Source organism: Allochromatium tepidum, from assembly GCF_018409545.1.
Classification (GTDB): Bacteria; Pseudomonadota; Gammaproteobacteria; order Chromatiales; family Chromatiaceae; genus Thermochromatium; species Thermochromatium tepidum_A.
The window spans coordinates 205,494-224,324 of record NZ_AP024563.1; the positions used below are offsets into that span (position 1 = coordinate 205,494).

Below are 18,831 nucleotides of genomic sequence, written 5' to 3' on the forward strand. Positions count from 1 at the left end.
CTGTATTTCAAGGCATCCGGGCGGTGCGGTCCAGCGGGGTCTGGACCCATCCGGGCGGGCGAGTCGGCGTGGGCCACGGTGGGGATCGGGTCGAGCCGCCCCGAACGGGTGATCGTCGGTTGCAATGACCGCGTAATAATCCGGAAAATATACCCCAGCCAAACAGTGAACGTCCCGAGAGTCCATCAATCCTGAGCATTGAACCTTAGCCGTACTGGCCGGTACCGTTGCGCGCCGAGGGTGCGATTCCGGTCCGGACACTGCAATTCTTGTCTTGAATCAGCGGGTTCATTCAGGCAGCCTAGGCGTGCCTAGCCGTATCCAAACCGATCCAGTCGATACTCGAACCGAGAGGAAGATCCAAAATGAGCGAAGAATTGCCCGGTCTCGCGCAGCTGCGGGCCATGCTGGGGGCCAGCGACAACAGCCAGCTCATCGTGCGAGGCATGTCGATCGTCGTCGCGGTGGGAACCTTCTATGTGGTTTCCACCGAGGCGCTCTACGGTGATGTGCCGCCGTTGCCGCCCAGTCAGGTCGCCGCCAATATCGCCCCGATCGGGACCGTGGCGCTGACCGCGCCGCCGGCGCCGGCTGTCGAAGAGGCCGCTCCGGTCGCTGAAGAAGCCCCGGCTGTCGAAGAAGCCGCTCCGGTCGCTGAGGAAGCCCCGGTCGTCGAGGAAGCCGCTCCGGTCGCTGAGGAAGCCCCGGCTGTCGAAGAGGCCGCTCCGGTCGCTGAAGAGACCCCGGCTGTCGAAGAGGCCGCTCCGGTCGCTGAGGAAGCCCCGGTCGTCGAGGAAGCCGCTCCGGTCGTTGAAGAGACCCCGGCTGTCGAGGAAGCCGCTCCGGTCGCTGAACCAGCCGTCAAGCGGCCGATGCCGGCCTGGATGTTGCACATGGCACCACGATCCTAAGCCAAGTCAGCCCACCACCCGGGTCGCACCTTCGGGCAGATCGAAGGCGTAGAGTTTGAGCGCCTTGGTGTCGTTGAGCGAGCCGGGGGTGAGGAAGAACTCCACCGGTTGTCCGCGCGCGTTGACCATGAGATGGATCTTGAGGCCATAGAAATAGCGGTGTTTGCCGGCCTGGTCGCCACGCCGGACCTCGCCGCGATAGCGCCGACAGCGACGAATCCGGATGTTGTCGCAGACGGGCAACGGGAAGCTGTCGATGATGTAGAGCGCTTCGTCATTGGTCTCATGGGCCGGGCTGGCCGGGACATGAAACAGCGGCGCGATCAGCCGGTTTTCAGGAGATCGTCACACAGGCGGTACACGAATATAATGCGGCTGTCCATCGGGGTACTCTGCTCGCGCGGTGTTGTAGGGGTACGACACAATGCAAGCTAACCCCGATGGATGCCAACCCTTCAAGGCGGCAACTTGGGTTATGCCATGGCCGCCGCCGGTCTGGCCGTGACCCTGGTGCCCGTGCTGATGGGCTATCTGATCCGGGGCCGTATCCCGAGCGAGTCGCGCAATCCGTTGAGCCGCGTGCTCATCCGGGTCTACCGTCCGGTGTTGCGCGCGACCCTGCACCGGCCACGGCTGACGATCCCGATCGCCCTCCTCGTCCTCTTCAGCACCGCGATCCCGCTGGCAGGCGTCGGCGGTCTGCCGGCGCCGCTCAAGGCGCCACCGTGACCGAGACGGTCGAGGGACGCGAGCGTTATCCGGTCAACCTGCGTTCGTGGACGCGATCTCGGGAGCTATGTCGCCGAGGCGCAACGGGTGGTGCATGAGCGCGTCCGGCTCCCGCCCGGCTATTCGATCACCTGGTCCGGTCAGTACGAAATACATGCAGCGCGCCCAGGAGCGGCTGGCCCAGGTCGTCCCGCTCACGCTCGCCGTCATCCTGGTGCTGCTCTATCTGACCTTCCGCTCGCTCGGCGAGGTGCTGCCGGTGATGATCGGCGCCGGGGTCGGGTCCGAGGTCATGCGGCCCATCGCCGCGCCCATGCTTGGCGGCATGATCACCGCGCCCCTGTTGAGCCTGATCCTGCTCCCGGTGCTCTATCGCCTCTGGCACGAGCGGCGTCGGCCGGATCTCAAATGAAGAGCTGTCGCAGCTCGCTGTCGACGCTGCCGCGTTCCCAGAGCCGCTCGAAGTCCTGGCGCAACCGGCGCGCCGCCGGCGGATCGGCGTAGTCGGCGATCGCCTCCAGGCGTTCGGCCAGCCGGCGATGCACATAGCCGGTCTCGTCGACGATGAGGAAGGCGTCGAGACGCTCCTGATCCTCGTCGGCGACACGCCGGATGGCGATGCGCGAGGTCAGGCGGCGCGCCAGCTCGAGGAGCCGATGACCGCCCTGGGTTGCGGCGCGCGGGTCGAACAGCAGGACGCGCACGCAGACTCCGGGACGCCCCAGCGCCAGACGCCGCACGGCCTCCAGGAAGGGCGCCTGATCATAGAGCGCCGGGTCGAGCGTGGGGCCGTGGATGAGCAGCTCGCGTCGGGCCTGGGCGGCCATGTCCGCGCTGATCGCGGCGATCTCCGGGCCGTGCGCGAGCGTCCGGCGTCCCGCATCGGCACCGAGCATGCCGCCGGGCCGGTCGATCTCTCTGGACATGGTCACTCCTGGTGCGCCGTGGATGGCGGATGGTGCCGGATACATACAGATCGCGCGCCGGAGACGGGCGGCGCGCGGCCTCGATAGGTCTGCATGTTGCAAATATGTAACGTGCTGGATGTGATGAAAACTTGTTTCATACGATCATTGCTCGCCTATTGGATAAAAAGTGTTGCTTCCATATGGCAAACGTTGTAAATATGTCGCGGGTTCATAAAAAAGTTGCACTTTTGCTCCTTTTGTGGGCTAAAATGCCTATGTCAAAGCGCGCGGTTCAGGTGAGTCGCGCTCGCGCTACGCTCATTTCGCCAGTGAGATTCCCGAGGCGGAAAGATGGTTTAGCATTAGGGATCATGAGCGATCTTTGCAACTGACCCGTAGTTCGGCTAGACCATGGGTTCTCCGATTCGATCATCTCCACCACCTCAACAGGAAGCCAAAAAGATGCGCAAACAACCTCTTTTCAAACGCCTGGCCGCCCTGGCTGCCCCGCTCGCGGTGGCCGCGGTCCTGTCCACTCCGGCGGCCGTGAGCGCCAAGGACTACAACATGGAGCACTTCTGGTCGGCTCAGCCCCAGGGCACGGCCTGGGTGAGCGGTTCCGGCGAGTGCTGGCAGAGCCTGCATGGGCCGGGTGATCTGGAGCCCTGTGTCGCCGCCGCGCCTCCGGTACCCAAGGAATTCACCGTGCGCCTGAACTTCGAATTCGACAAGTACCGTATCGAGAACGTCGTCAACGACAGCGAGCTGGCCCGTCTCGACGACTACATTGCGCAGGTCAAGCAGACCCCTGTTCGAGAGCGCATCTCGCTGACCGGTCACACCGACGCCAAGGGGTCGGATGCCTACAACTATCAGCTCGGTCTGCGCCGTGCCCAGGCCGTCCAGGACTACATGATCAGCCGTGGCATTCCGGCTCAGGACATCGTCTCGGTCGAGAGCCGCGGCAAGTCCGACATGCTGCCGGGCGTCGACATCTACTCCGTCGAGCAGCGTCGCGTGAAGATCAACGCCGAGTACTGATCGTCGATCCATCCTCGTTCGGGCGCGCCGCCGCCAATGGCTCGACGGTGCGCTCGATCCCCAGGCATCCGCTCCGGTGTTCGACGCCCCAATGCCGAGTCCTTTACTCGAGTTTACAAGTCCAATGAGCCTCATCCCCCCGACTGGGGCTTATGGCGGGGCCGGTCACGTCTGCGTGATCGGCCTTTTTTACATCCGCGCCCCGGAATATCCGCCGATCTGAACGATGTCTTTCGAATCTCTGGTCGAGCCGAACTGGTGGATCTGGCTGGCGGCCATGCTGCTGTTCGGTCTCGGCGTCTCGGCTCAGGTCTGCTCCAGGGGCGCTGGCTCGCCGACAGGCTGCCGGTCGTCGCGGCGGTGCCGGATCCGGTGCTGTTTCCGCTGGTGCTGCTGGGGCTGGGCGGTCTGACCGGTCTAGCCGTGCGCACTCTGGGTCTGGATGGTGCGACGGCGGCGATTCGCACCGCGACCCTGGCGCTGGTCTATGTCGCCGGCGGCTGGCTGGTGGCGCGTCTGATCGAGTCCATCCTGGCGGCCCGAACCGAGGCGCTGTCCGAGCGCATCCCCAAGCTGATGATGGGGGTGATCCATGGCGCCTTCATGTTCGTCGGGCCGGCGCTGTTTCTCTGGAGCCAGGACCTCTCCTTCACCGGCGTCCGGCTGTCGACCGGCGTGGCGGCGGCCGTGCTTGGTCTGGCCCTGCAGCGCACCCTGGGCGATCTGTTCTCCGGGATTGCGCTCGGTATCGAGCGCCCGTTCAACCTGGGTGACTGGATCGAGCTGTCGGACGGCACCGTCGGTCAGGTCATCGATACTGAATCGGTCTGGCGCCCGAGGTGCGCGAGATGCGCATCCGACGCGCTCCGCCGGTCCAGACCGAGCCGCCGACCATCCTGCTGGCGCTCAAGGGACTCTACATGGCCGGCTTGCTGACCTATGAGGAACTCGAGCAGATCGCGGCGCGCGCCGTCTATGCCCACTTCGACAGCGGTCATGTGATCCTGGCCGAGGGCGCGATGAGCGATGCCTTCTATATCATCGTCGGCGGATTGGTCGAAGCGGCGATTACGCTTCCCGATCGCACCCGGACCGTAACCGAGGTGCTGGAGCCCGGCAGCCATTTCGGCATCACGACCATGCTGGCCAACGAGCCGTCCTTTCTGGAGCTGCACGCGCAGTGACGTCAGCCTGATCCGCATCGACCTGGAGGTCGTGCGCACCCTGCTGGCCAACAGGCCTGAACTGGCCGAACGGCTGGCGCGTATCGTCAAAGAGTGCGTCGACGCCGCCGATGCCGCGCGTGCGGCCAGTCGTCAGCCGGCCCTCAGTGTCAAGATAGTTGACGTCTGCTTCGGCTATCTTTCTTAACTGTCAAGTCCCCGGAGATTGTAGACACGTTTTTTGAAGCGTTCAGGGCGTTTCTCGCGCCGGTCCTTGAGTGCCTGGATCGGGGCGATGTGGCCGAGGGCTTTCTGCGGAAGGTGTTGGTTATAGACCTGAACGTAGCGCTCGATGGTCTGGGCTAGCGACTCGGCGGAGTCGAAGCGGGTGGTGGTCAAGACCTCTGAAAGGCGCCCGTTGAAGCGCTCGATCATGCCGTTGGTCTGGGGGGTGCGCGGCTGAATAAGGCGATGCTCAATGGTGTTGGCCGAGCAGACCTGATCGAAGCGATGGCGCCCGGTGGGTTCGCGTTCCCCCGTGGCACCGAAGCGGTCGGTGAACTCCTTACCGTTATCGGTCAAGACCTTGGTGATGTTGAACGGGGCCTTGGCGATGAGCCGCTCCAGGAAGCCGGCGGCGTTCTGGGCGGTTTTCTCGGGCAGGATCTCAACATAGACCCAGCGCGTGGCCCGATCGATGGCGGCAAAGAGGGACTGAGCACTGTCCTCATCCGGCATTCGGGGCAGGTACTTCACGTCGACATGGACAAAGCCCGGTTCGTAGTCCTTGAAACACTTGACCGGGCGGGCGTCCGGATCGATGGGCCGGGGCCTGAGCGCCTGGAGGTTGGAGACGCCATGACGGCGCAGACAGCGATCCAGGCCCGAGCGCGAGACAGTGGTGCTGATAAACTCGTGGGTGACGGCCAGCAGGTCATCAAGCGGCAACAGGAGCGTTTTACGCAACTCCACGACCACCGCTTCCTGCGCCGGCGTCAGGCGCGTGTGGAGACGGTGCCGAGGCGTCCTCGGTGCCGGAGCGCCGACGCCACTTCAACACCGTCTGACGGCTCCGCCCATAGCGCTCGGCCGGCTCGCGGGTCGAGCGCGTCGAGGACTGGCGTTCACGACGGATGGCCGGTGTCGTGCGGGCGTTTTTGTGCAGACGGATGACCATGGGGAGCTAGACCTTCTCGTGTTCAGTTCGGACGTGCCGGGCGGCTCTCAAACTCCGCGGCGAGCCGCTGGAGAACCTCGCGGGCGAGGAACAAAGGATAACTCCTTCGCGGCACATGATCACACGGGACGCAACACGTAGCTCTGTGCGTCATACTTGGGCGATTCAGCGGCATCGCCGGCACCGCCCGACGAGTGCCCCGACAGCCGAGGCGGTCGCTGAACGTCTGAGCGAGCTGGTGCATCCGGCCACCTTGGCGCAGGTGGGCTATTTTCAGCGCCTGGGGTTGCGCGCACGGGGACTGACGCTGCCGGTGATGATGGGGTTGGTGTTGGGGCGGCTGTGGCGTCGGATCGGCAGTATCAATGAGCTGGTGCGGGTGGTGCAGCGCGAGCGGCTGTTGTGGGTGGAGCCGTTGCGGGATCTGACCCAGCCAGCCGTGGCGCAACGGCTGCGCGGCCTGCCGGCGGAGTTGTTCGAGCGGGTGCTCAACAGCCTCTTGCCGGTACTCCAGGCGCGTTGGCAGGCACGCCAACGCCCGGTGCCGCCGGTGGTGGCCTGGGCGCATGCCCACTATACAGCGGTGCTGATCGCCGCTGGCGCGACGCTGGATGTGTGGCGGCGCAAGCTCGGATGGTTGCGCGAGGCCCCCGTGGCCCCGCTGGCCGGACGGATGATGGCGCTGCTGGACTTGACCACCCGCCTGCCCCGGCGGGTGTGGTACGACGCCGATCCGGCCCGGCCATGACACGCGCTTTTGGTCGCGGCTGCACACGGCCATTCCCGCCGGAGCGCTACTGATCATGGATCGGGGCTTCACCGACTTTGCCCAGTGGGCCGCGCTGCGTGCGCGCGGCGTCACCTGGCTGACGCGCGCCAAATCCAATCTCAAGTACCAGGTCGAGCAGGTCTGGGTGCACACCTCCAGTCTCCAGGATCGGGTGGTGTGGGTCGGTCAGGGCGCCACCCGCCGGCGCGTGCGCCGGATCGAGATCCAGTCCGGTGGAACGGTCTACCGCTACCTGACCAATGCGCTTGATCCCGTCGACTTGCCCACGGCCTACGCCGCCGCTCTTTATGCGCAGCGTTGGCGGGTCGAGGACGCCTTCGCCATCGCCAAACGCTTGTTGGGACTGGCTTATTTCTACGCCGGGGCACAAAACGCCGTGGAACTGCAACTGTGGGCTACCTGGATCCTGTACGCCGTGCGGGTCGCTTTGACCGATGCCGTGGCCGAGGCACTCCGACGCCCGTTCGCCGAGATCTCCATGGAAATGGTCTACCGCAGTCTGTACTTCGTCGTCGGCGCCCAGCAGCAGGATCCCACGCTCGACCCCGTGTGCTATCTGGCCGAGCAAGCCAAGCCACTGGGTCTCATCAAACGTCCACGCAAGCCGCCTAAACAAAAGGCTCAGGCTCCACTGGATTCGGCTTGACATGACAACCAATCTCTTAACTTGTAACTGATGCCCTTAACTCCCCTCCTCGCACATCTGCTCGACCGTCCCTTTGATCCGGGCGGCGCGAAAGAGTGCGGCATAGACGCGATGCAGGAGTTCGGTGGAGCGCGGATCGAGTTCCAAGTCCTGCTCGACGCGCGCGTTGGCCCAGCGGTCGAGTCCGCGCGCGCTTGCGAGCAGACGTTCGTAATGGGGCGCGATGCGAGTCCACTCGTCCTCGACCCCATCGACCTGGGTCCAGGCGCGCACCAGCTTGTGCGGATGGCGCCGGTAGAAGACCCAATTCGAGCGCCCCTGCAGGACACAGCGGCGCGCGAAGTCATCGACACTCAGAGTGCGGATCATGGTACTGATCGCCTGGGCGTCGTAGCGCACGCGCAGACCGGCTTTGCGCAGCCGAAAGGCCAGCTCGATGTCCTCGGCGCCGAAGCGGAACACCGGATCGAACAGCCCATGTTCGAGCAGCAGGGCACGCTTGCAGGACGAGCGCCCGCCCCAGAAGAAGGAGAAGTCCAACTCCTGACCGTCCTTGAGCGAGGAATAGTAGAAGAGCTGGCAGCCCACGCCCGTGACATAGCGCATCAGCGGCGAGCGCGCCTGTTCGTATCCCAGACCGGTATGGCCGAGCACGGCGGTCTCGACCCGAGGATCCTGCCGATGGCTCAGCCAGTGTCGCTCCAGGGCGCGGCTGTCGAGCACGTCGTCGTCGTCGAGAAAGACGACGATCGGCGCACGCGCCAGACAGACCCCATGATTCTTGGCCGCCGCCAGACCTGAGTTGGGCTGGCGGATATAACGCAGATCGAGCAGCGGCGCGAAGGTCGCGGCGACCTGGGCGGTATCGTCACTCGATCCGTCGTCGACGAGCACGACCTCGAAGCGTTCCGGGCCGAGCGTCTGGGCGCAGAGCGCACCGAGCGCCCGCGCCAGCAGGGGCGCGCGATCATAGGTGCAGAGGATGGCGCTGATCAGTGGTGTCCGGTTCATGGAGCGATCGCGGTCGGGCCGGTCAGTGGATAGGTCCGGCCGGCGATGCAGGCATCGGACAGGGTCAGATGCGGACGGCGGGCCAGGAACGCCTGCATGGCGGTCTGCGTCTCTGTGTAGTCGTAGGTGCTGACCGGTTTGCGCAGGGCATGACGGACCGGCACGGCATCGACGATGCCCAGCCGCCGGCCCTGGGCCTCCAGGACGACGGGCCAGACGAAATCCAGCCCCCAGCCCATGGGCGCCTCCTCGTCGAACGGCAGGAGCGACGCAAATCCGTCGCGGCGCAGCGAGAACAGCGGCCCGATCTCGACGAAGCGCGTGCGGCGGGACTCGACCCCCATGAGCTGATTGACGAACTGATGGTCGGTGTAGCCGTCATGGGTGCGCGCCGGCTGAGCCAGCGTGAAGTCGCGCGCCTCCTGGATGGCGAGAAAGCGGTCGACGAAGCCCGGCGACAGCTCGATGTCGTCGTCGACCACCAGCAGATAGCGATAGCGCTCGATCTCGGCCTCGGCGAGCAGCCGGTTGAGCAGCACGAACTTGGGCACGCGCTCCGGGCTGTGCAGTCGCGTCAGGGCCTCGAGTTCCGGATCGGCCGGCGCCTCGGACGAGTCGGCGCCGACCGACGCCCAGCGCAGATCGACCTCCCAGTCGCGTGAACCGAGCAATTCGCGCGAAATCATCGCGGCATGATTGGCGATCCCCGGCAGATAGATGCCCAGGATCAGGACACGGCGGTCGGTCTCACGAGGCGGCAGGCTCGCCGTGCGCGCCCCGTCCTCGCCGCTCCGGAGTTCGACGGACTCAGGCCGACCGAGGGTTCCGACACCGGGCGAGGAACCGGAGATCGGCTCGGACATCGGGTCCGTCAATAGTTCACGCAAGCGCTCGGCCACCACGGGGACCGAATAGCGCGCCCGCATCAGCGCCAGCCCCGCCTCGGAGAGACGCGCCCACAGCACCTCGTCGCGATAGAGCCGCACGATCGCCGCCGCGAAGGCCGCCGGATCATCGGCGATCAGGGCATCGTGCTCGTGCGTCAGCCCCAGGCCCTCGGCGCCGATCGACGTGGTGACCACCGGCAGCCCCTGACTCAGACTCTGGCCGATCTTGCCCTTCATCCCGGCGCCATGGCGCAGGGGCGCGACGAAGATCCGGGCCTGGGCGAAACAGGGCTCGACCTCGGCCACATAGCCGACCGCCTCGATGGCCGGCGAATCCAGTTCGCGGACCGAGTCGGGCATGTGACTGCCGACGATGCGCAGACGCACCTCGGGCAGCTCGGCGCGCACCAGCGGCAGGATCGCATCGGCGAAATAGAGCATGGCATCGATATTGGGCTCGTGCTGGAAGCCGCCGATGAAGAACAGATCACGCCGTTCGCTCAGGGGCGCGGCCCGGTCGACGACCGGATGGACGTTCGGCAGCACCCGCACGTCGAGCCTCGGGTCTTCCCGGAGCAGACGCGCGCGCTCGTCCTCGGTGATGGCGATGACGCGATCGGCCGCACGCGCGTTGGCCAGTTCGAGACGGCGATACCGATGCGCGCGCTCCAGCAGCTCGGTCGGATCGGCGGCGAAGGCCGCGCCACGCTCGAACCTTACCCAGTGCAGATCGACCGTGTCGTAGATGACCGTCGCCTGGGGCGCATGCGCCCGCACAGGCGCCAGATAGACCTCGGCGACCTCGGGACGCGAGATCCAGACCTGCCGGTACCTATGCCCCTGGGCGACCAGGTGTTCGAGCGCCGCCGACGGACCGACGACCGTCCTGATCCCGCGCGCGCGCAGTGCCTCGGCATAGTCCGGGCTCTCGGCCTCGCGATCGCCGATGAAGTCGACCGCGAAACCCGACTCCAGCAGCAGATCCAGGATCAGGCGCAGACGATAGGAGCCGGAGTCGAGATCGGGTGTCGGCGGCTTCCAGTCGATGACGAGCAGCCGATCGGCCGGCGCGTCGAGCGGCGACAGCAGGACGCGCCAGTCGCCGTCCCAGGCCGGCACGTCGAGCACGGCCATCCGGCGTGACCCGAGACCTGCGAGGGGTCCTTGCAGCAGCCAGTGCTTGATCCGCCGGCGCCAGTGGATGTCGATGGGCAGGGCGCGCCAGAGCGGGCGCAACAGATCGATCGGACTCATGTCGGGTCGGGTGATCGTAAAGGTTCGAAAGACATGGCTGACACTCGGAATACTCGTCTGATCGTCGAAACGGGCTTGCCAACGGCCGCGTGAAGTCTGCCCAGAATCACGAAAAAACGCCAGTGATACGCCATCGGATACCTCGATCCCCGATCCTCCGGTCGGCCGGCGCCGCAAAGGGGCTAACCCTCGCTTGCACGATGGCGTACACTGCCGCTTTCTCCGGCAGAGAGGTTCCCCATGTGCAATAACTGCGGCTGCAACATCACCTCCGGTAACGAACATCTGATCCGGGGCGACGGGCGTCACGCCCAAACCGCCGACGGCAAGGCCGCCGTCGCGGTGCTCCAGGGCCTGCTGTCCGAGAACGATCATCAGGCCGCGCACAATCGCGAGCATCTGGATCATCACGGCGTGCTGGCGCTGAACCTCATGTCCTCGCCCGGCGCCGGTAAGACCAGTCTGCTGGAGGCGACCATCGAGGCACTCGGCCAAGAGCTGCGCATCGCGGTCATCGAGGGCGATCTCGAGACCGAGAACGACGCCGAGCGCATCCGCGCCAAGGGTGTGCCGGCGATCCAGATCGCCACCGGCAGCGCCTGCCATCTCGACGCCCATCTGATCCACGAGGCGCTCCACCGGCTGGATCTCGACGGCATCGACCTGCTCTTCATCGAGAACGTCGGCAATCTGGTCTGTCCCGCCAGCTTCGATCTGGGTCAGCATCGCAACGTCATCCTGATCTCGGTCCCCGAGGGCGACGACAAGCCGGCGAAGTATCCGGTCATGTTCCGTTCGGCCGACCTGGTGCTCTGCTCCAAGTCCGATCTGCGGCCCCTGATGCCCGAGTTCGATCCCGAACGCGCCGAGCGTCATCTGCGCGCGCTCGCCAGCACGGCGCCGTTCGAGAGCGTCTCGGCCCGCTCGCACGCGGATCTGGAACCCTGGCTACACTGGCTGCGCGATGAGTTTCAAGCCCAGCGCGCACGGCTGGAACTCGGGCGCACGATCCGCCCGAGCCATCGGCACGACGGCGAACACCGCTCGGGCCTGACCGGCACGGCCGCCCCCGGACACCACCACCATCATCACCATGAGCCGTCGCCCACGCACGGCTGATCGGTCGAGCAACCGTTCGATGACAACGGATCCATCTCAGCCCCTCTCGCCTCGCGGGGGAGGGTAGAAGGAAGAAGGAACCGCCATGGCCAAGTTGTTTTTGAGCCGTTACCAACCAATCATGGATGTCGACCAACCGGCACCCGGCACGGTGCCGGAGATCGAGCGCAGAACGACTGAAAAACCATAAAACCCGATCAGGAGGATTCATGTCAGTGTCTGTACAACGCAAACACACACTCCCCATCCTGGCCTTGAGCGCCGCAGCGGCCATCCTGGCCTATGCACCCGTGAGCCAGGCCTTCAATTTCGGCAACATGATGAATCCGAACCGCTGGTTCGGCGGTGGTGATCGTTATAACGATCGCTATGACGATCCCTACTGGGGTGGCGGACCCTATGGCCCCGGTCCTTATGGCGGCTATGGTTATCCGGGCGTCTATGGCGTCCCCTACGGCATGCCCTATGGCGTTCCAGGGTTCGGCGCACCGCCCGCCGGCTATGGGGCCGCTCCCGCACCCACGCAGGCGCCGGCACAAGCGACTCAGCCTCAGCCCAGGGTCGATCCGGGCGAGGTCGAGGCACTCAAGCGCCGGATCGAAGAGCTGGAGTCGCGCCAACAGCAGGGTCAGGGACAGCCCCAGCCGCAGAATCCCGAATGGCCGGTGGCCCCGGCCTTCCGGCCCATGAATCAATACTGAGCCGCGTTCGAACCGCGTCCGGGACACCGAACCGTCTTCGCAGGTTCGTATCCAGCCATGAGGACAGACACGGCGTTCCGGATGACGCGGTTCGAATCGCCCCGTGACTTCGCATGCTTCAGTACGCCACACCGGGTTCAACCGGCGCCTTGGACGGCTCGCCCTGAATGACCGTCGCGCGTTCCCAATACACGAGTCTCGTCGAGATCGCCGTGCGCTATCTGCCGCGGATGCTGCATGTGCTGCGCACCGAGGGGGTCGGAGTCCTGCTGCGCAAGCTGCGCCGGCGGCTGCATATCCGCCCGTTCGCGTCCAAGGGACCGCCGACCCTGCTCGCACTCGACGAGCCCTTCGACCCCATCGCCTTTCCGCGTCATGCCGCGCCGTGCGTCTCGGTCGTCATCGTGCTCCAGCGGCCGCTGCGGGCCATCCATCACTGTCTCGCCGCGCTCGCCGGCGCCGAGACCCGGACCGCGTTCGAGGTCGTCCTGGTCGCCGGGACGATCGATGACAGGACGCGCCGACTCGCCCGCTATCCGGGCACGCGACTGATCCAGGTGCCGAGCAGCACCGGACTGGCCGCGATGCTCGACCAGGGGGCGCGCGCGGCTCGGGGCGACTTCATCGTCTTTCTGAGTGACGACACCCAGGTCCAGCCGGGCTGGCTGGATGTACTGGTGCAGAGCTTCGAGGAGACGCCGGACGCCGGTCTCCTCGGTAGCCGGCTGCTCTACCCCGACGGACGCCAGCGCGAGGTCGGACGCCGGATCGATCCCGACGGCTCGACGCACCGGCTGGGCCATCTGGACGACCCGGATCAACCCGCCCACGGCTATCGGCGCGCGGTCGACGCCTGTTCGCCGGCCGCGCTCGCGATCCGCGCCGAGCTGTTCCGACGCCTGGACGGTTTCGATCCGGCCCTGGTCGAGGCCGATGACCTGGCGGCCGACCTGGCCCGCCGTGTGCGCGCCGACGGGCGACGGGTCTACTGTCAGCCGCTCTCGCGCGTGGTCCGGTTCGGGCCCGTCGGCGAGTGCCGGGGCGAGCCGCAACCCGGTCTTCAGCCCCAGACGCACGTCCCGGCCGACGAGACGCCGCGGCGCGTGCTGGTGGTCGACAGCTACATGGTCACGCCCGACCGCGAGTCCGGCTCACTGCGTATGCTCAACCTCTTTCGCATCCTGCAGGGACTCGGTTATCAGGTGACCTTCGCCGCCGCCAATCTGGAGGCCCCTCAACCCTATGTCGCCGACTTGCAGCGCCAGGGGTTCGAGGTGCTCTATCGGCCCCATGTACGCTCGATCGCCCGTCATCTGGCCGACGAGGGCGCGCGCTATGATCTGGTGATCCTGAGCCGGGCCGATGCCGCCGCACAGGTCATGGCCTCCGTGCGGCACCACTGCACACGGGCGCGGATCGTCTTCGACACGGTCGACCTGCACTTCCTGCGCGAGCAGCGGCTCGCCGAGCTGCTCGGCGACCGCGGCACGCGCCTGCTGGCCGAGGCGCGCAAGCGTCAGGAGCTGGAACTGATGCGTCAGGCCGACCTGACCCTGGTGGTGAGCGAGGCCGAGCGCGCGCTGCTGGCCGTGGAGGCGCCGGACGTCGCCGTGCGCGTGGTCTCCAACATCCACCGGATCTTCGGTTCGGCCAACCCGCCCGAGGCACGGCGCGATCTGCTCTTCATCGGCGCCTTCTCGCATCCGCCCAACCGCGACGCCGTGCTCTTCTTCTGCGACGAGGTCATGCCGCGACTGCGCGCACATCTGCCCGATCTCAGGCTCAAGGTCATCGGCTCCGACCCGCCGGCCGAGGTGCTGGCGCGCGCTGGGGACGCATCCGGCGTCGACGTCCTGGGCTATGTGCCGGACGTCGACCCCTTCTTCGCCGGCTGCAAGCTGTCGGTGGCGCCGCTGCGCTACGGCGCCGGGGTCAAGGGCAAGATCAATCAAAGTCTCGCCCACGGACTGCCGGTCGTCGCCACCGGATTGGCGATCGAGGGCATGCATCTGGTCGATGGCGAATCCGTCCTGGTCGCCGACACGGCCGAGGCCATGGCCGAGGCGGTGATCCGTCTGCATCAGGATCCCGATCTCTGGCGGCGGCTGTCGGCGGGCGGCCTGGCGGTGATGGAAGCGCACTTCAGTTTCGCCGCCGCCGAACGGGCCGTGCGCGCGGCACTCATTCCGGAGTCCAGCTCGTGACCGATCCCGATCAACCGTCCATCCCGGCCGTCAGTCTCATCCTGGTCAACTACAACGCCGGTCCATTGCTCACAGAGGCGGTGGGCGCGGCGCTCGCCTCCAGCGTTCCGGTCGAGGTCATCGTCAGCGACAACGGCTCGCGTGACGACAGTCTGGATCGGCTCGCACAGGCCCATGGCCGGGATGCGCGTCTACGGATCCTGGAGAACGGGGCCAATCTGGGTTTCGCCGCCGCCAATAACCGGGCGCTGCCCCTGGCGCGCGCCGAGCGGCTGCTGTTCCTCAATCCCGACTGTCTGGTCGCGCCCGACACGCTCGAACGCCTGATCGCCATCCTCGACGCCCGCCCCGAGGTCGGGATGATCGGCTGTCTGGTACTCGATCCGGACGGCACCGAGCAGGTCGCCTGTCGGCGTGCGATTCCGGACCCCCGGATCGCGCTCCGGCGTATTCTGCGTCTTGACCGTCTGAATCGCTCAGGCGCCGGACGGCGTCTGGACCAGCGTCATCAGCCGCTGCCGACCGAGCCGATCGAGGTCGAGGCGATCTCCGGCTCCTTCATGCTGACGACCCGCCGTGCGCTGGAACGGGTCGGACCGCTCGACGAAGGCTATTTCCTGCATTGCGAGGATCTCGACTGGTTCGTGCGTTTCCATGAGGCCGGGCTGAAGATCCTGTTCGTGCCGGACGTCAGCGTGATCCATCACAAGGGCGCGTGCAGCACGGGCGATCCGCTGGCCGTCGAGCGCCACAAACATCGCGGCATGGAGCGTTTCTTCCGCAAGCATCAGATGCAGCGGCATTCACGACTGTTCGGCGCGCTCGTGATCTTCGGCATCCGGGTTCATTTCGGACTCAAGGCCATCGCGATTCGGCTGAGATCCGGGAGCCGTCGATGACGAACACGACACAGTCCGATCATCTCGGCCCGGTCCTGGTGACGGGAGCGACCGGGCAGGTCGGGCGCCGTCTGGTCTCGGCCCTGCTCGCCACCGGGCACCCGGTGACCGTCCTGACCCGTTCGCCCGAGTCGGTACGGCGGTTGTGGCCGAACGACGGGGTCAGGGTGCATGCGGGCGATCTGACCGAGGCCGAGACGCTCGCCGGACTCGGCGTAGGGCTGAAGACCGTCTTCCATCTGGCCAGCTATGCCCCGCGCCCCGACGAGCCGGATCTCTACAACGCGCCCGATCACTGGCGCGTGACCGCCGAGGGCACGGCCAATCTGGTCGCGGCACTCGCCGAAGCGCCGATCGAGCGGCTGGTCCATGTCAGCACCGTCAAGGCAATGGGCGATCGCGCGGGCGCGCTCGGCCGGCCGGCCGGTGCCGACACGCCACCCGAGCCGGACTGTCTCTATGGCCGCGCCAAGCTCGCCGCCGAGCGCCGCGTGCTCGAATTCGGCCAAGCGCGCGGGATCGAGGCCAGTGTGATGCGTCTGCCGATGGTCTATGGACTCGACGGCGCCGGCAACATCGCGCGCATGGTCGAGGCCGTGGCCGCCGGACGCTTCCCGCCCTGGCCGCGCCTCGACAACCGGCGCTCGGCGATCCATGTCGATGACGCCATCGCCGCCGCGCTCCTGATCGCCGGTCATCAGGCGAGCGGCGACCGGACCTATATCGCCACCGATGGCCGGCCCTATTCGACGCGCTGGATCTATGAGCAGATCCTGTCGGCGCTGGGGCGTCCCATCCCGCGCTGGACGGTGCCGCTGTGGATGCTTCGAGGCGCCGCACTCGGCGGCACGCTCGCCGAGCGTCGGCTGGGGCGACGGATGCCGTTGACGCGCGATGCGCTCGTGAAGCTGACGGGCGATGCCTGGTACGACTCCAGCGCCATCGCGGCCCTGGGATTCGTGCCCCGGTACGGGCTGGCGGACGAGATCAGGCGTCTGGTGCGGCGTCCGGCGGCTGGACCCGCTCCATGAGCCGTATCACGGCGCGTTCGGTCAGCGGATTCTGGCTGAGCAGACGCGCGGTTCCCTTGCGCAGATGCGCCGCCAGACTCGCGGCGGCAAGCGTCATGGCGTTCTCGCCCTGACGATTGGTGAAGAGATAGACCCCCTTGAATTCACTCACCCAGTTCAGGCGCAGGGTATTGCGGGTTCCACGTTCCGTTTGGAACTCGATCCAGGCCCCCGGCTTGAGCGCCCGCACCAGTCTGAGATGGGGATCATCGCTCGTCGTCGCGCCGGGACGATCTGGAGGGGTCGGCCTGGACGGCGGCGCCACTGGGGCTGGCGTCGTCGGACGCGCTGGTGGAGACGGCGACGCAACCCCGCTCATCGTGGCGCCTTCTCCGCGCAAGGCCGCTACATGGCGCTGAATGAGCACACCGAAGAACTCGCTCCACGACTCTTCCTGACCCAAGTGCGCCAGTCCCGAACGCAACCCCTGGATCAGGCGCGGCAGCAGACCGATGAAGCGCTCACGGTCCGATGGATGGAGCTTCGGCTCGATGCTCCAGATCAGTTCATCCATGAGCTGGACCGCTTGAGTCCATCGAGCATCCGCCGGTCCATGGCGCACGAAAATCTCGGTCAGAACCTGACTCCAGCCGCGCTCTAGAAACTCCACGATCAACCCCGGAACCCCTGGACGGGTGACGCGCGTTTGGATCTCGGCGGCGACATGAGCGGCGGCCAGCTCCCGGCGCTCGCGTTGCGCGAGCCCGGCGACGAGTCCGACGGCCCGGTCACGCGACTGAGCATCCTCCTCGGCCAGAAAGGCTTCGAGTCTCCGGACCTGGTCGGCCAGAATCCCGATGTCGGACTCGAATCCCTCGATCACGGTCGTGACGACCGAGCGAATCGTCTCCAACGACCTCGGATTCTCGTCCTCCCCGTGCCCGAGTCCCGCCTGAGCGATGACATCGAGCAGGCGTCGCGCCGGATGCTTGCGGTCGGAAAAGAACTCCTTGTCGAGCAGGGCGACCTTCAACACCGGAATCTGGAGCTTGGCGATTTCGGCGCGTATCGCCGCCGGCAGTTCGGGATCATCGAAGATCGCCTCGAAGAGCATGGCCACGATGTCGATCGTCATGGCATCCACGGGCGGCGATCCCTTGGCCATGGGGGTGTCACGCAACTGAGCGACGACATTGCTGGCCCAGGGGTCGAGAGGGGTCGCCCCCAGACCGGGCGCCGCCCCCGGAACCAGTGGTCCGCGTTGCAGACTGCCCAGCGTCTGCATCAGTCGCTCGTGCCCGAACGGCGATGGCGGCACCATGAGCGGTCCGGCCGGAGCGACTGCGGACACGACCGATCCGGCGACAGTGGGCGGCAACACCGGATGGCCGGCGAGCGACTGTAACGAGCCGACCAATCGCGCAAAGACATCATCGGCCGGCATCGACGACAGGCTCGACATCGCCGCGGCCGTCGCCGGTATCGCCGGCGCGGCTGCCGGACCTGAAACGTCCGACCGGATCGCGGGCGTGTGTGTGTGCGGTTCGGTCAGCGGAATCTTGGGCAGGATGCCCGATTCGATCAGGTAGCGATTGATCTCGTTATAGATCTCCGGCAGTTCGGCCGATGTCTGGCGCTCGAACGCTTGCATCAGAAAGATCGCCAGCTCACGGCCGGCCTCCAGGGCCGTCAAGGCCTGGAACAGGGCGCGATAGAGTGTGACCGGATGCAGAGGATTGTCTTCCGGAGTGATTCGCGGCCCATTCAGCAAGGCCGCCAGACGCCGATCGAGTGCCAACAGGGGTTGGGCACAGTTGAAGGACGCGCGCGTCGTCAGCTTGGTCAGCGCCAGATCGAGTTCGAAGTCTTCTTCGTCGACCAGCTCGAGTTCATCGGGCAGTCTGGTCGGCATGTGCCCATCCTGGCGTTCCAGGCGTTCGACGGCCTCATCGAAGAGGCTCACATAGGCCGCGCGGAAATGCTGCAACAACAGGGGGGTGCGATTGGCCAGCAGCGACACGGCGTCGAAACACAGTTGGCGCAGATCCTGATCGACCGCTCGATCCATCATCGCGAACAATTCATCGTTCGCGCGTCCGACATGGCGCGTGAAGACTGCCAGCACCGTATCGATCAGACGCTCTCGACACGTCTGGAGAATGACCTGTGTATCCGCGTGCATGACCTCGGGCGGACCTGTCTCCCGCACCCCAAAGGGGATGATATTCGAGTTAGGCTGTTTGACCATGGCGGATGATGTGAACCCTTGGTGATGAGCCGCGCCACGAGCCGGAGTCAAGGGGTGGATCGAGGATCGCCGGACGCTCCAACGCCTATGGATAGGACACGGGATTCGAGATGCGGTTTGCCGGCACCGAAGT

At 66.1% G+C, this 18,831-nt stretch carries 18 protein-coding genes and 2 pseudogenes; 14 read left to right on the plus strand and 6 right to left on the minus strand.

Annotated elements, in window-relative coordinates; genetic code table 11:
• Positions 1 to 365 precede the first annotated feature (365 nt).
• Positions 366 to 911: a hypothetical protein gene (locus tag Atep_RS00995; RefSeq protein WP_213379661.1), complete on the plus strand. Its 546-nt coding sequence runs from the start codon at positions 366 to 368 to the stop codon at positions 909 to 911.
• Between the two features lie 21 nt (positions 912 to 932).
• Here the strand turns inward: Atep_RS00995 and Atep_RS01000 are convergent.
• Positions 933 to 1,235: pseudogene (locus tag Atep_RS01000) on the minus strand (transposase); the annotation flags it as partial.
• A gap of 120 nt (positions 1,236 to 1,355) precedes the next feature.
• Between Atep_RS01000 and Atep_RS01005 the strand changes: the two are divergent.
• Together Atep_RS01005 and Atep_RS01010 are read left to right on the plus strand one after the other, a co-directional pair.
• The gene (locus Atep_RS01005; protein WP_213379663.1) at positions 1,356 to 1,640 is read left to right on the plus strand and encodes a hypothetical protein; all 285 of its coding nucleotides are present in this window, start codon (positions 1,356 to 1,358) and stop codon (positions 1,638 to 1,640) included.
• A gap of 154 nt (positions 1,641 to 1,794) precedes the next feature.
• The gene (locus Atep_RS01010; RefSeq protein WP_336511371.1) at positions 1,795 to 2,052 is read left to right on the plus strand and encodes an efflux RND transporter permease subunit; all 258 of its coding nucleotides are present in this window, start codon (positions 1,795 to 1,797) and stop codon (positions 2,050 to 2,052) included.
• Here Atep_RS01010 and Atep_RS01015 read toward each other — a convergent pair.
• The gene (locus Atep_RS01015) at positions 2,045 to 2,566 is read right to left on the minus strand and encodes a DUF7931 domain-containing protein (protein WP_213379665.1); all 522 of its coding nucleotides are present in this window, start codon (positions 2,564 to 2,566) and stop codon (positions 2,045 to 2,047) included. The two genes, Atep_RS01010 and Atep_RS01015, sit on opposite strands and share 8 nt — an antisense overlap.
• A 444-nt stretch (positions 2,567 to 3,010) precedes the next feature.
• Between Atep_RS01015 and Atep_RS01020 the strand changes: the two genes are divergently transcribed.
• The 4 genes from Atep_RS01020 (at position 3,011) to Atep_RS16355 (ending at position 4,960) form a co-directional block, all read left to right on the plus strand.
• Complete coding sequence (locus tag Atep_RS01020) at positions 3,011 to 3,589, plus strand: OmpA family protein (RefSeq protein ID WP_213379667.1); 579 nt, start codon at positions 3,011 to 3,013, stop codon at positions 3,587 to 3,589.
• Positions 3,590 to 3,847: 258 nt separating this feature from the next.
• On the plus strand, positions 3,848 to 4,525 hold the full coding sequence (locus tag Atep_RS16345; protein ID WP_236786325.1) for a mechanosensitive ion channel family protein: 678 nt from the start codon (positions 3,848 to 3,850) through the stop codon (positions 4,523 to 4,525).
• Positions 4,438 to 4,773, plus strand: a complete 336-nt coding sequence (locus Atep_RS16350; protein ID WP_236786327.1) for a cyclic nucleotide-binding domain-containing protein — start codon at positions 4,438 to 4,440, stop codon at positions 4,771 to 4,773. The genes Atep_RS16345 and Atep_RS16350 overlap by 88 nt, the downstream gene beginning before the upstream one ends.
• 31 nt (positions 4,774 to 4,804) lie before the next feature.
• Positions 4,805 to 4,960 carry a hypothetical protein gene (locus tag Atep_RS16355; protein WP_236786329.1) on the plus strand — a complete coding sequence of 52 codons (156 nt, stop codon included), beginning with the start codon at positions 4,805 to 4,807 and terminating at the stop codon, positions 4,958 to 4,960.
• Here Atep_RS16355 and Atep_RS01030 read toward each other — a convergent pair.
• Positions 4,957 to 5,929: pseudogene (locus Atep_RS01030) on the minus strand (IS481 family transposase). The gene Atep_RS16355 and the pseudogene Atep_RS01030 overlap by 4 nt on opposite strands.
• A 145-nt stretch (positions 5,930 to 6,074) precedes the next feature.
• On the opposite strand from Atep_RS01030, the gene Atep_RS01035 reads away from it, so the two are divergent.
• Both Atep_RS01035 and Atep_RS01040 read left to right on the plus strand, forming a co-directional pair.
• Positions 6,075 to 6,677, plus strand: a complete 603-nt coding sequence (locus Atep_RS01035; protein ID WP_213379669.1) for a hypothetical protein — start codon at positions 6,075 to 6,077, stop codon at positions 6,675 to 6,677.
• A 55-nt stretch (positions 6,678 to 6,732) separates the two neighbouring features.
• Positions 6,733 to 7,365 carry a transposase gene (locus Atep_RS01040; RefSeq protein WP_236786331.1) on the plus strand — a complete coding sequence of 211 codons (633 nt, stop codon included), beginning with the start codon at positions 6,733 to 6,735 and terminating at the stop codon, positions 7,363 to 7,365.
• 36 nt (positions 7,366 to 7,401) lie between these two features.
• Here Atep_RS01040 and Atep_RS01045 read toward each other — a convergent pair whose 3' ends face one another.
• A complete protein-coding gene (locus Atep_RS01045; protein ID WP_213379671.1) occupies positions 7,402 to 8,376 on the minus strand; it encodes a glycosyltransferase family 2 protein in 975 nt (324 codons plus the stop codon).
• The gene (locus Atep_RS01050; protein ID WP_213379673.1) at positions 8,373 to 10,517 is read right to left on the minus strand and encodes a glycosyltransferase; all 2,145 of its coding nucleotides are present in this window, start codon (positions 10,515 to 10,517) and stop codon (positions 8,373 to 8,375) included. The genes Atep_RS01045 and Atep_RS01050 overlap by 4 nt, the downstream gene beginning before the upstream one ends.
• Before the next feature lie 240 nt (positions 10,518 to 10,757).
• Here Atep_RS01050 and hypB point away from each other — a divergent pair, with 240 nt between their 5' ends.
• The 5 genes from hypB to Atep_RS01075 all read left to right on the plus strand — a co-directional run bounded on the left by hypB (position 10,758) and on the right by Atep_RS01075 (position 16,471).
• On the plus strand, positions 10,758 to 11,636 hold the full coding sequence (gene hypB, locus Atep_RS01055; RefSeq protein WP_213379675.1) for a hydrogenase nickel incorporation protein HypB: 879 nt from the start codon (positions 10,758 to 10,760) through the stop codon (positions 11,634 to 11,636).
• A 209-nt stretch (positions 11,637 to 11,845) separates the two neighbouring features.
• Positions 11,846 to 12,337 (plus strand): hypothetical protein, encoded by a 492-nt coding sequence (locus Atep_RS01060; RefSeq protein WP_213379676.1) that lies wholly within the window; start codon positions 11,846 to 11,848, stop codon positions 12,335 to 12,337.
• 167 nt (positions 12,338 to 12,504) lie between these two features.
• On the plus strand, positions 12,505 to 14,541 hold the full coding sequence (locus Atep_RS01065; protein ID WP_213379678.1) for a glycosyltransferase: 2,037 nt from the start codon (positions 12,505 to 12,507) through the stop codon (positions 14,539 to 14,541).
• Positions 14,538 to 15,440, plus strand: a complete 903-nt coding sequence (locus Atep_RS01070) for a glycosyltransferase family 2 protein (protein ID WP_213379680.1) — start codon at positions 14,538 to 14,540, stop codon at positions 15,438 to 15,440. Before Atep_RS01065 ends, Atep_RS01070 begins: the two co-directional genes overlap by 4 nt.
• Positions 15,437 to 16,471, plus strand: a complete 1,035-nt coding sequence (locus tag Atep_RS01075; RefSeq protein WP_213379682.1) for an NAD-dependent epimerase/dehydratase family protein — start codon at positions 15,437 to 15,439, stop codon at positions 16,469 to 16,471. Before Atep_RS01070 ends, Atep_RS01075 begins: the two co-directional genes overlap by 4 nt.
• Here the strand turns inward: Atep_RS01075 and Atep_RS01080 are convergent.
• Entirely contained in the window at positions 16,428 to 18,632 is a 2,205-nt protein-coding gene (locus tag Atep_RS01080; protein WP_213379684.1) for a DUF1631 domain-containing protein, read from the minus strand. The genes Atep_RS01075 and Atep_RS01080 overlap by 44 nt on opposite strands.
• Positions 18,633 to 18,831 lie beyond the last annotated feature (199 nt).

Bases quoted from the DNA above. Each gene is read 5' to 3' on its own strand.
- hypB (WP_213379675.1), top strand. From the start codon at position 10,758: ATGTGCAATAACTGCGGCTGCAACATCACCTCCGGTAACGAACATCTG.
- Atep_RS01045 (WP_213379671.1), bottom strand. From the start codon at position 8,376: ATGAACCGGACACCACTGATCAGCGCCATCCTCTGCACCTATGATCGC.
- Atep_RS01060 (WP_213379676.1), top strand. From the start codon at position 11,846: ATGTCAGTGTCTGTACAACGCAAACACACACTCCCCATCCTGGCCTTG.
- Atep_RS01010 (WP_336511371.1), top strand. From the start codon at position 1,795: ATGCAGCGCGCCCAGGAGCGGCTGGCCCAGGTCGTCCCGCTCACGCTC.
- Atep_RS01015 (WP_213379665.1), bottom strand. From the start codon at position 2,566: ATGTCCAGAGAGATCGACCGGCCCGGCGGCATGCTCGGTGCCGATGCG.
- Atep_RS01040 (WP_236786331.1), top strand. From the start codon at position 6,733: ATGGATCGGGGCTTCACCGACTTTGCCCAGTGGGCCGCGCTGCGTGCG.
- Atep_RS01020 (WP_213379667.1), top strand. From the start codon at position 3,011: ATGCGCAAACAACCTCTTTTCAAACGCCTGGCCGCCCTGGCTGCCCCG.
- Atep_RS16350 (WP_236786327.1), top strand. From the start codon at position 4,438: ATGCGCATCCGACGCGCTCCGCCGGTCCAGACCGAGCCGCCGACCATC.
- Atep_RS01050 (WP_213379673.1), bottom strand. From the start codon at position 10,517: ATGAGTCCGATCGATCTGTTGCGCCCGCTCTGGCGCGCCCTGCCCATC.
- Atep_RS01065 (WP_213379678.1), top strand. From the start codon at position 12,505: ATGACCGTCGCGCGTTCCCAATACACGAGTCTCGTCGAGATCGCCGTG.
- Atep_RS01005 (WP_213379663.1), top strand. From the start codon at position 1,356: ATGCCAACCCTTCAAGGCGGCAACTTGGGTTATGCCATGGCCGCCGCC.
- Atep_RS01075 (WP_213379682.1), top strand. From the start codon at position 15,437: ATGACGAACACGACACAGTCCGATCATCTCGGCCCGGTCCTGGTGACG.
- Atep_RS00995 (WP_213379661.1), top strand. From the start codon at position 366: ATGAGCGAAGAATTGCCCGGTCTCGCGCAGCTGCGGGCCATGCTGGGG.
- Atep_RS01080 (WP_213379684.1), bottom strand. From the start codon at position 18,632: ATGCACGCGGATACACAGGTCATTCTCCAGACGTGTCGAGAGCGTCTG.